The sequence below is a fragment of the Palleronia aestuarii genome (assembly GCF_003253995.1).
GTDB classification, from domain to species: Bacteria; Pseudomonadota; Alphaproteobacteria; order Rhodobacterales; family Rhodobacteraceae; genus Palleronia; species Palleronia aestuarii.
In genome coordinates this window covers 141,254-150,641 of sequence record NZ_QKZL01000008.1, presented here as the reverse complement: position 1 = coordinate 150,641, position 9,388 = coordinate 141,254, and the positions used below count along the sequence as shown (strand labels likewise).

Genomic DNA, 9,388 nt, shown 5'->3' with positions numbered 1-9,388 from the left:
GCTGATCTTCCCCCGGTTCGGTGGAGGCCTCTGCTAAGGTCTTCGGACCTGGAAGGAGCATCTGATGACGGGGCAACGGAAGCGGCGGGAGTTTCCCGAGGCGTTCAAGCGCGAGGCGGTCGAGAGGGTCCGCACGAGCGGTCTGACGATCATCTCGGTGGCCAAGGAACTGGACGTGCACGAGACGGTGCTGCGGCGCTGGATCACGCGCTACGGCGAGCCGGGTATGGCCCCGACGACGCGCGCGGGCGCGAGGGCGGCCGCCGGAGGTCTGTCTCCCGCCGATCTGGCGGCCGAGAATGCGCGCCTCAAGCGCGAGAACACCCGTCTCCAGACGGAGCGCGACATCTTGCGAAAGGCCGCGCTCGCCAGTGTGCTTGCACCGTCGCCACGGTCGCTCGGACCCGTGGCGCGACCATGGCGACCGCACATGGCTCGCTCTTCGGGGCGGCCACCCGATGAAGTTCGGGTTCGTGGATGAGCACAAGAACCTCTGGCCGATCTCGGTGATGTGCCGCGTGATGGGGGTGTCCGTGAGCGGCTACGACGCATGGCGCTCCCGCCCCGAGAGCGCACGGGTGAAGGCCAACCGATCTCTGCTCGAAGAGATCCGTCGAATCCATGCCTACAGCGGCGGCGCGTATGGGGTCCCGCGTGTGCATGCCGTTCCACGTGGCCTGGGCCGAGCCGTCGGGCGCAATCGCGTGGCCCGCCTGATGCGGCAGGCCGGGCTGCGTGGGCTGGCCGCCTTGCCGCGCCGCGTGCGGACAACTGACAGCCGGCATGGGTATCCCATCGCGCCGAACAGGCTCGGACGGGACTTCACCGCAGCGGCCCCGAACCAGATTTGGCTCGGCGACCTGGCCCCCGCCTCCGCGGGGGCAGGCTCTACGTGCGCACCGGCGAAGGCTGGTTCCCGGGGCTGTCGCGGCCCCACCGGGGCCACGGTCCCCGTACACTCCTGGCCGCGGTCCTCGACTTGCACACGCGCAAGATCGTGGGATGGTCCATGCGCGAGACGCTGCACGCCGAGATCGCCGTCGAGGCGCTCGAGATGGCGGTGAGGCGACAGAGGCCGGCCCCCGGCCTGATTTGCCACACCGACCGCGGTATCCAGTACGCCTGCGAGGACTACCGCAAGGCCCTGGAGGCCGCGAAGATCACGCCGTCGATGAGCCGCAAGGGCGATTGCCTCGACAACGCCCCCATGGAGAGCTTCTTTGGGTCTCTGAAGACCGAGCGCGTCCACCACCAGAGCTACGCCACCAGGGACGAGGCGAGGCGCGACCTGTTCGCCTGGACCGAGGGCTGGTACACTACTCACCGCCTCCACTCGGCGCTGGGATACAGATCATCCGCCGCCATGGAACGGGCGGCCTAACCGCTTCCACCGAACCGGGGGAAGATCAGATCAGGTGGAGCCGCATGGGCGCGTTCGCGCGGATCATGGAGGGGCTCGCCGCCGGGCAGGCCGATTGCTGGACGATCATGATCGACACGACCCATCTGAAGGCGCACCGGACAGCCTAAAGCCTGCGCCTTCAAAAAGGGGAGCGTAGCCGCCTGATCGGGCGGAGTTCGAGGATCAGGAGACGATCCGGTGGATCGTTTCCCCGAGGACGGCGGGATGAATAGCAGGCTCCATGTCGTCACCGACCGCGAAGGCCGCCCTGTCCGCCTCTTTATAGCCGCCGACCAGGTCAGCGACTATAAGGGCTCAAACGCCGCCACCGTCATCTATTGGCTATGAGTCCCAAGCCTAGAGGCGCCCCGCGGGGCGCCTTTTTCATCGCGGCTTGCGCCAGACGTGCCAGACGCGCCACGCGATGCTTGCGAGGAACACGGCGATGGCGAGCGCGGGCCAGACGAGGATCGATTCCGTTTCCCGGATCGTGCCCCAGATCGACTGGATGAAATCGCCGATCTGGTGGCCCACGGCCACCATGAGCCAACCCCAGACGAGGGCAGTCACCGCCGTCACCGCCGCATAGGTCTGGAAACTGATCGTTCCTCCCGCGGCGAGCGCCAGGGGGACGAAGGTCCGGCTGCCCGGCACGAACCGGAACAGCGCCGCGAGGAGTATCGGTCGTCCGAGAAAGCGCGAGACGAACCGGTCCGCTGCGGGATGGTCGAGCGCTTTCGCGACCGAGGGACGCGTACTGAAGAGCAGGGCCGCGAGATAGAGCACGATATCGGAAACCCAGCCGCCGAGCGCAATGGCGATGATCGTCGGCCATCGTTCAAACACGCCACGCTGCTCCAGCACGCCCGCGGTGAGCGCGACACTATCGCTGGAGATCGCGGTCCCCAGGAAAACGAGCCACAGACCGTGCTCGACGAGAAGAGGATCGAGATCCATCCGTCCTTTATCGAGGGTCGGCCCGGTTTGGTGAAGCCCTGCTTCCGCAACGTTCGCGTCAATCGACGTGACTGGAATGTCGGGCGCCAGGTGATACTCTCAAGGTTGTTGCTGAACCCCGGAGCCGCCGATGAAGCGCCTGTATTTTGCTCTTGTTGCCTCTGCATTGATCGCAACGCCCGCGGCCGCTTTCCGTGCAGACAATGGTTTGAACGTCGTCGCCAACGCACCGGGGGAGGGGTTCACCGTCGATTGGGCGGGTGCGTCCGGCGCCTCGGACTTCTGGTGTGCCGCCGGGGAGTTCGCGATCCGCGGCCTCGGCCTTCCCACCGGCACGCGGCTCTATCGCTATTCGGCTCCGCCACGCCGGTCGGGGGAGGGCATCGCCTTCGGCCTCGACCCCGCACGGGGCCAACCGACCGGGCTTTTGCGAGTCGCCGGAGGGCAGTCGGTGACCGCGGCTTACGCCCGTCGCTTCTGCGAGTTCAGCCGCTTCTCGGATCGCTGACATGCAGACGGAGTTTCAGGTCGAAACGACCGGCCCCGGCCTCTACGAGTTCACGGACCATGCGGCGGAATGGCTCGAAGGGCGGGCGAGCGACGGGCTTCTGACGCTCTTCGTCCGACACACGTCCTGCTCGCTCCTCGTGCAGGAGAACGCGGATCCGGACGTGCAACGCGATCTGCTGGCCTGGCTCGATCGCCTAGTCCCGCGGGCCGACACACCGGACATGCGGTATCTGCGGCACCGGTCGGAGGGGCCGGACGACATGCCGGCCCATATCAAGGCCGCCCATCTTCCGGTCAGCCTCCAGGTGCCGGTGTCGGGGGGACGGATGCGGCTTGGAACGTGGCAGGGTCTCTATCTCGTTGAGCATCGCGACGCCCCGCACCTCAGGCGGATCGCCGCGCATTTCGCCTAGTTCTGCGGCATGAGATAGATCTCGCGGATGGACGCGCGCGACGGTGCGGTAATTATGTGCAGGACCGCCTCGGCCACGTCGTCGGGGTGAAGCTTGTCGGGCTTGGCCTCGTCGAAGAAGGGCGTGTCCACCATGCCCGGCGCCACGACCGCGCAGCGTCCGCCCCATTCCCGCATCTCTTCGGCCATGTTCCCGGCATAGCCGTGGACGAACCACTTGGTTGCGCCATAGATCGAGCCCGAGATATGCCGCCGGCCGGCCGCGGACCCGGTGAGGACGAGCGTTCCCTTGCGCTTCTTGAGTTCCGGGATCGCGGCGCGCGCGGTATGGAGCACGCCCATCACGTTAATGTCGACGAGACGGCGCCATTCCTCGGGATCCCCCTCGACGGTCCCGGGCGTGTCGAGGCCGATCCCCGCATTGGCGAAGGCCGCGTCGAGACCGCCGAACGCCTCGACCGTCCGTGCGACTGCCGCTTCGAGGCTCGCGAGGTCCGTCACATCACCGGGCAGGGCGATGGCCTGTTCCCCCAGTTCCGTGCTCAAAGCCTCGAGCCGTTCGGCCCGCCGGGCACAGAGCGCCACATTCCAGCCAGCGGCGACGGCGTGACGGGCGGTCGCCTCGCCTATGCCGCTGCTCGCGCCAGTGATGAACAGAGTTTTCGCGGCCATGTCATGATCCTCTCGTCGTATGTTTCGCATGGCCAACGTGGTCGGGCCGCATCGGTTCAGACCCCGCATCTTGCGGTCGTCCTTTCGCCCTACCCAAGGGATGCGACCCTCCCTATAGTGCCGATGCCGATGAAGCCGGGGGAGAGGCGATGCGCTGTCCGTTTTGCGGGAACACTGACACGCAGGTGAAGGATTCACGCCCGGCGGAAGACCACGTGGCGATCCGGCGCCGGCGGTTCTGTCCGGCCTGCGGTGGCCGTTTCACCACCTACGAACGGGTGCAGCTGCGCGACCTCGTCGTGGTCAAGACCAACGGGCGGCGGGAGGATTTCGACCGCGACAAGCTCGAACGCTCGATCCGGATCGCGCTGCAGAAGCGCCCGATCGAGCCGGAGCGGATGGACCAGATGATCTCCGGCATCGTGCGCCGCCTCGAGAGCATGGGGGAGACGGACATCCCGTCGAAGGTGATCGGCGAGATCGTGATGGAGAGCCTCGCGCGGATCGATGCCGTGGCCTATGTCCGCTTCGCCAGCGTCTACAAGAACTTCCAGGCGGCGGACGATTTCGACCGCTTCGTGAGCGAACTGCGTCCCCTGACCCAGCCCGAGGAGTGAGGGACGCCGACTACATGGCGCATGCCCTGGCGCTCGGGCGGCGCGGCCTGGGACAGGTCTGGCCTAATCCGGCGGTCGGGTGCGTGATCGTGTCCCAGGGGCGGATCGTCGGCCGGGGCTCGACCCAGCCCGGCGGGCGCCCTCATGCCGAAGCGGTGGCGCTCGAGCAGGCCGGGCCGCGGGCGCGCGGTGCGACGGCCTATGTCTCTCTCGAACCCTGTGCCCATCACGGGCGGACGCCGCCCTGCGCCGATGCGCTCGTCGCTTCCGGCATTGCCCGTGTCGTGACGTCGATGGAGGATCCCGACCCGCGTGTCGCGGGCAGGGGCCACAGGATCCTGCGTGATGCGGGCATCGAGGTCACGACGGGGATCTGTGCAGCGGAGGCCCGTCGCGATCAGGCGGGCTTTCTTCAGCGTATCATGCAGGGCCGGCCGATGCTGACGCTGAAGCTCGCGACCTCCTTCGACGGTCGGATCGCGACGGCGAGCGGGGAATCGCGCTGGATTACCGGCCCGGACGCGCGGCGAGCGGTCCATGCGATGCGTGCGCGCCACGACGGCATTCTTGTCGGCGGCGGCACGGCGCGGGCCGACGATCCCGAGCTGACCGTTCGAGGGCTCGGACCTGTGTGCCAGCCGGTGCGACTGATCGCCTCCCGCAAGCTCGACCTGCCGGAGGCCGGCCGGCTCGCATCCTCCGCGCGGCAGGGAAAGCTGTGGCTTTGCCACGGACCGGAGGCGACGGAGCGGCGGCGGGCGCATTGGCGGGAGGCCGGAGCCCGGCTAATCGAGATACCCGTCCGGCACGGCCAACTCGACCTCACGGCGCTCCTTGCGGTGCTGGGGGCGGAGGGTCTGACGCGCATCTTCTGCGAGGGCGGCGGTACCTTCGCCGCATCGCTTCTGCAGGCCGATCTCGTCGATCGGCTGGCCGGCTTCACCGCCGGGCTCGCGCTCGGGGCGGAGGGCCGACCGGGTCTCGGCGCGCTCGGCATCGACCGCCTCGTGGCCGCGCCGCGCTTCGAGTTGGACGAGACGCGCGCCGTCGGGGGCGATGTCCTGCATGTCTGGCGTCGCGTGCCGACAGCGTGACGCCGGCCGGGAGGGCGATGCCTTGCTCCGCGCGCGCGTCCGGGCGATAGGAAACCGGTCAGTGTACTTTTCTCCAAGGAGGTCGAGATGTTCACCGGTCTTGTCAGCGACGTCGGCGAAGTCCTGTCCGTTCATCGCGACGGCGATCTCAGGGCGAGGATCGGCTGTTCGTACGACGTCGAGGGGATCGCGATGGGCGCCTCGATCGCCTGCGACGGCATCTGCCTGACGGTAATCGCCTCCGGTACCGATCCCCGGACCTGGTTCGAGGTGGAGATGAGCGCGGAGACGTCGTCGAAAACGAATGCCGGTCACTGCGGCTGGCCTGTCGGGCGCCGGATCAACCTCGAACGTTCCTTGCGGCTCGGTGACGAGCTTGGCGGACATATCGTCTCGGGTCATGTGGACGGCGTTGCAGAAATTGTCGACGCGACCACGCAGGACGGGAGCACGCGTTACACGCTCCGCGCGCCGGACGCCCTCGCTAAGTTCATTGCGCCGAAAGGGTCGGTCGCGCTGAACGGAACCTCGCTGACCGTGAACGAGGTCGACGGGGCCCTGTTCGGCGTGAACCTGATCCCCCATACGAAGGAAGCCACGACGTGGGGGCAGGCGAAACCCGGCGACATGGTCAATCTCGAGGTCGACACGATGGCGCGCTACGTCGCGCGCCTGCAGGAGATGGCGTGATGACGGGGATTGGGCACAATGGCGGGCCCGAGCTGTCCGGACGGGGTTGGCGGCGCCATTGCTGGACCGAGGCGCGACGCGCCCTTCTGCCGCACCTGCCGCTCAACGTCGTGCGCCGGAGGGTGAAGCGGGCCAAGGAGCTCGGCCTCGACTATTCCGCCTACGCCACCGTGCGCGCCACGACCGGGCGCGATATCGTGGGCTTCCTCTTTTCCATGAACGCTCTCGGCGTGCTGGGCGACGGCGCGAAGATTCCGGAACGGCGTCTGGCGCGGGTCGAGGGGATCACCGGAGCCGCGCGGATCGGCCTCGCCCCGGAAAGCTGGCGCCGTCCCGATGCGCTCGACGCCTGGGCGGATGCGCCGGCCCCGTTCTCTCCCTGGCGTGAGCAGGCCCGCGCGATGGACGACGCACGCGGGAAGATGCCCGGCGACGCCGTGCTCCTCGTCGGCGCCGCACCCTGGGAGGCCGCATGGTCGAGCGCCGGTCGGCTCGCCGGATATCTTTCGGCGGCGTCGTATTTCGGCGATCCCTGAGACCGCCCACTCTGGCCATCGCCCGGGGGCTGCGCTATCTGCGGCGCCGATGACCGAGCGAGGGGCGATGAGCGCACCATCCGAATATCACGACGCCGTCTCCTCGATCGAGGAGATCCTCGAGGATGCCCGCAACGGGCGCATGTTCATCCTCGTCGATCACGAGGACCGGGAGAACGAGGGCGATCTCGTGATCCCCGCGCAGATGGCGACGCCCGATGCGATCAACTTCATGGCGACGTACGGACGGGGGCTCATCTGCCTCAGCCTGACGGGCCAGCGCTGCGACGCGCTCGGCCTGCCGCTCATGGCGTCGCACAATTCGAGCCGGCACGAGACGAACTTCACCGTGTCGATCGAAGCGCGGGAGGGCGTCTCGACCGGCATTTCCGCCCATGATCGGGCGCGGACGATTTCCGTCGCGATCGACAGCGCCACGACCGCGAGCGATATCGCGACACCGGGGCATGTCTTTCCGCTGCGTGCGCGGGAAGGCGGGGTCCTCGTCCGCGCGGGCCATACGGAGGCCGCCGTCGACATCTCCCGTCTCGCGGGGCTGAACCCCTCGGGCGTGATCTGCGAGATCATGAACGAGGACGGGACGATGGCGCGTCTGCCCGATCTCGTCGCCTTCGCGCAGCGCCACAACCTCAAGATCGGCACGATCAGCGATCTGATCGGGTACCGCCGCCGCAACGACAACCTCGTCCGCGTCAGTCGTGAACAGGTCGTGACGAGCGAATTCGGCGGCGACTGGACGATGCGGATCTATACCGACGAGACCCAGGGCGCGGAGCATATCGTCCTCATCAAGGGCGACATCTCCACTGACGATCCCGTACTTGTCCGGATGCACGCGATGGATCCGCTGCTCGACGTGGTAGGGATCGGCGGTCCGGGGCGGGCGCACGAATTCGGGGCCGCGATGGAACTCATTGCCGCAGAGGGCCGGGGTGTGCTCGTCCTCCTGCGGGACCTGACCATGAAACTGCTTGCCGAGGATGAAGTCTCCCCGCAGACGCTGCGCCAGTACGGGCTCGGCGCGCAGATACTTTCATCTCTCGGATTGCACGATCTCGTCCTTCTCACCAACTCGCCCCGCCCGCGGGTCGTAGGGCTCGAGGCCTACGGTCTCGCGATCTCGGACACGCGCCGCATCTCGGAGGACGCCTGATGGCCGGACAATCGCACTACACTCCGCCGCTCCCGGACTTCGACCGGCCGGTGAAGGTGCTGATCGTGGTGGCGCCTTATTACCGCGACATCGCCGACCACCTTCTCGCAGGCGCCCGGAAGGCGCTCGATGGGGCAGGGGCTGCGCATGAGACCGTCGAGGTTCCGGGCGCGCTCGAGATCCCGACGGCCATCCGCATCGCGCAGCGGACCTCGAACTTCGACGGGTTCGTCGCGCTCGGCTGCGTCATCCGTGGCGAGACGACGCATTACGAGACCGTCTGCAACGACAGCTCGCGCGGGCTGATGCTACTTGGGCTCGATGGCTGCGCCATCGGCAACGGCATTCTGACGGTCGAAAGCCACGCGCAGGCGCTCGCGCGCGCGGACGAGCAGGACAAGGGGGGCGGTGCGGCCGAGGCGGCATTACATCTCGTTGCACTGTCGCGGAAATGGGCGCGGGCGGAGAAGGGGATCGGCTTCAAGCCCCGCGGCGAGGACACCGTGTTCGCATGAGTGCCGATAAACGTCAGATGCGCTCCGTCGCCCGGCTGTACGCAGTTCAAGCCCTCTTCCAGATGGAGCATTCCGATCTCTCCATCGACCGCGTGCGCGCGGAATTCGAGGATCACCGCTTCGGCGCCGCCTACGAAGAGGGCGAGATGGCCGAAGGCGACGTCGACCTGTTTCGCAAGATCCTCGAGGACGCCGTCTCGCGTCAGACCCGGATCGACCAGATGACGGATCGTGCGCTCGTCGCGAAATGGCCGATCGACCGGATCGACCCGACGCTTCGCGCGCTCTTTCGTGCGGCGGGGGCCGAACTCGTCGCGGGCTCCGCACCGCCCCGCGTGGTGATCGTGGAGTTCGTGGACGTCGCCAAGGCGTTCTATCCGGAAGGGCGGGAATTCCGCTTCGTCAACGCGGTGCTCGACCACATGGCGCGGGAGGCGAAGCCGGAAGCCTTCGCATGACCGGTTCCGCGCGGGACGCGCTCGCCACGTTCAACGAACGGGTGAAGCTTCTCGCCACCTCGGTCAACACGATCGGTCTCGGTCTCATCGGCGTTGCGGTGGTCCGTCCGCTCACGGAATCCTTCTCGAATGCGGGCGACACGATCTGGTGGCTGCTCGCAGGACTGGCAATGCACGGACTTTCGCATTATGTTCTGCGGTACATGAGGAAGGAGTGACGCAATGACCTTCTACGCCTTCATCGTACCACTCGGGGCGCTCGCCTTTGCGGGTGCGGGCATCCTCTTCATCCGTCGCGAGGAACGCAAGCTCGATGCCAAGCTCCGCGCAGATGCGGGGCGCGCGCGCTGA

General features: G+C 67.5%; 13 protein-coding genes and 1 pseudogene. 12 read left to right on the top strand and 2 right to left on the bottom strand.

Annotated features, from left to right (window positions below; translation table 11 throughout):
* Window positions 1–64 precede the first annotated feature (64 nt).
* Window positions 65–1,381, top strand: a pseudogene (locus LX81_RS11580) (IS3 family transposase).
* A gap of 405 nt (window positions 1,382–1,786) precedes the next feature.
* Here LX81_RS11580 and LX81_RS11575 read toward each other — a convergent pair.
* Window positions 1,787–2,359 (bottom strand): DedA family protein, encoded by a 573-nt coding sequence (locus tag LX81_RS11575; protein ID WP_111537475.1) that lies wholly within the window; start codon window positions 2,357–2,359, stop codon window positions 1,787–1,789.
* 208 nt (window positions 2,360–2,567) lie between these two features.
* On the opposite strand from LX81_RS11575, the gene LX81_RS11570 reads away from it, so the two are divergent.
* Both LX81_RS11570 and LX81_RS11565 read left to right on the top strand, forming a co-directional pair.
* On the top strand, window positions 2,568–2,867 hold the full coding sequence (locus LX81_RS11570) for a hypothetical protein (RefSeq protein ID WP_211322751.1): 300 nt from the start codon (window positions 2,568–2,570) through the stop codon (window positions 2,865–2,867).
* A gap of 1 nt (window position 2,868) precedes the next feature.
* Window positions 2,869–3,282: a secondary thiamine-phosphate synthase enzyme YjbQ gene (locus LX81_RS11565; RefSeq protein WP_111537473.1), complete on the top strand. Its 414-nt coding sequence runs from the start codon at window positions 2,869–2,871 to the stop codon at window positions 3,280–3,282.
* Here the strand turns inward: LX81_RS11565 and LX81_RS11560 are convergent.
* The gene (locus LX81_RS11560) at window positions 3,279–3,953 is read right to left on the bottom strand and encodes an SDR family oxidoreductase (protein ID WP_111537472.1); all 675 of its coding nucleotides are present in this window, start codon (window positions 3,951–3,953) and stop codon (window positions 3,279–3,281) included. The two genes, LX81_RS11565 and LX81_RS11560, sit on opposite strands and share 4 nt — an antisense overlap.
* A 149-nt stretch (window positions 3,954–4,102) precedes the next feature.
* Here LX81_RS11560 and nrdR point away from each other — a divergent pair, with 149 nt between their 5' ends.
* From nrdR to LX81_RS23130, 9 genes are all read left to right on the top strand, one after another.
* Window positions 4,103–4,570 (top strand): transcriptional regulator NrdR, encoded by a 468-nt coding sequence (gene nrdR / locus LX81_RS11555; protein ID WP_111537471.1) that lies wholly within the window; start codon window positions 4,103–4,105, stop codon window positions 4,568–4,570.
* Between the two features lie 14 nt (window positions 4,571–4,584).
* Window positions 4,585–5,664, top strand: coding sequence for a bifunctional diaminohydroxyphosphoribosylaminopyrimidine deaminase/5-amino-6-(5-phosphoribosylamino)uracil reductase RibD (ribD, locus tag LX81_RS11550; protein WP_111537470.1), 1,080 nt, complete (start codon window positions 4,585–4,587; stop codon window positions 5,662–5,664).
* An 87-nt stretch (window positions 5,665–5,751) separates the two neighbouring features.
* Window positions 5,752–6,354, top strand: coding sequence for a riboflavin synthase (locus LX81_RS11545; protein ID WP_111537469.1), 603 nt, complete (start codon window positions 5,752–5,754; stop codon window positions 6,352–6,354).
* Window positions 6,354–6,890 carry a hypothetical protein gene (locus LX81_RS11540; RefSeq protein ID WP_234822586.1) on the top strand — a complete coding sequence of 179 codons (537 nt, stop codon included), beginning with the start codon at window positions 6,354–6,356 and terminating at the stop codon, window positions 6,888–6,890. The genes LX81_RS11545 and LX81_RS11540 overlap by 1 nt, the downstream gene beginning before the upstream one ends.
* A 67-nt stretch (window positions 6,891–6,957) precedes the next feature.
* On the top strand, window positions 6,958–8,064 hold the full coding sequence (gene ribB, locus LX81_RS11535) for a 3,4-dihydroxy-2-butanone-4-phosphate synthase (RefSeq protein ID WP_234822585.1): 1,107 nt from the start codon (window positions 6,958–6,960) through the stop codon (window positions 8,062–8,064).
* On the top strand, window positions 8,064–8,579 hold the full coding sequence (locus tag LX81_RS11530; protein ID WP_111537466.1) for a 6,7-dimethyl-8-ribityllumazine synthase: 516 nt from the start codon (window positions 8,064–8,066) through the stop codon (window positions 8,577–8,579). Before ribB ends, LX81_RS11530 begins: the two co-directional genes overlap by 1 nt.
* Window positions 8,576–9,037: a transcription antitermination factor NusB gene (gene nusB, locus LX81_RS11525; protein ID WP_111537465.1), complete on the top strand. Its 462-nt coding sequence runs from the start codon at window positions 8,576–8,578 to the stop codon at window positions 9,035–9,037. The genes LX81_RS11530 and nusB overlap by 4 nt, the downstream gene beginning before the upstream one ends.
* The gene (locus LX81_RS11520) at window positions 9,034–9,255 is read left to right on the top strand and encodes a hypothetical protein (protein ID WP_111537464.1); all 222 of its coding nucleotides are present in this window, start codon (window positions 9,034–9,036) and stop codon (window positions 9,253–9,255) included. The genes nusB and LX81_RS11520 overlap by 4 nt, the downstream gene beginning before the upstream one ends.
* A 4-nt stretch (window positions 9,256–9,259) precedes the next feature.
* A complete protein-coding gene (locus tag LX81_RS23130) occupies window positions 9,260–9,388 on the top strand; it encodes a hypothetical protein (protein WP_272939480.1) in 129 nt (42 codons plus the stop codon).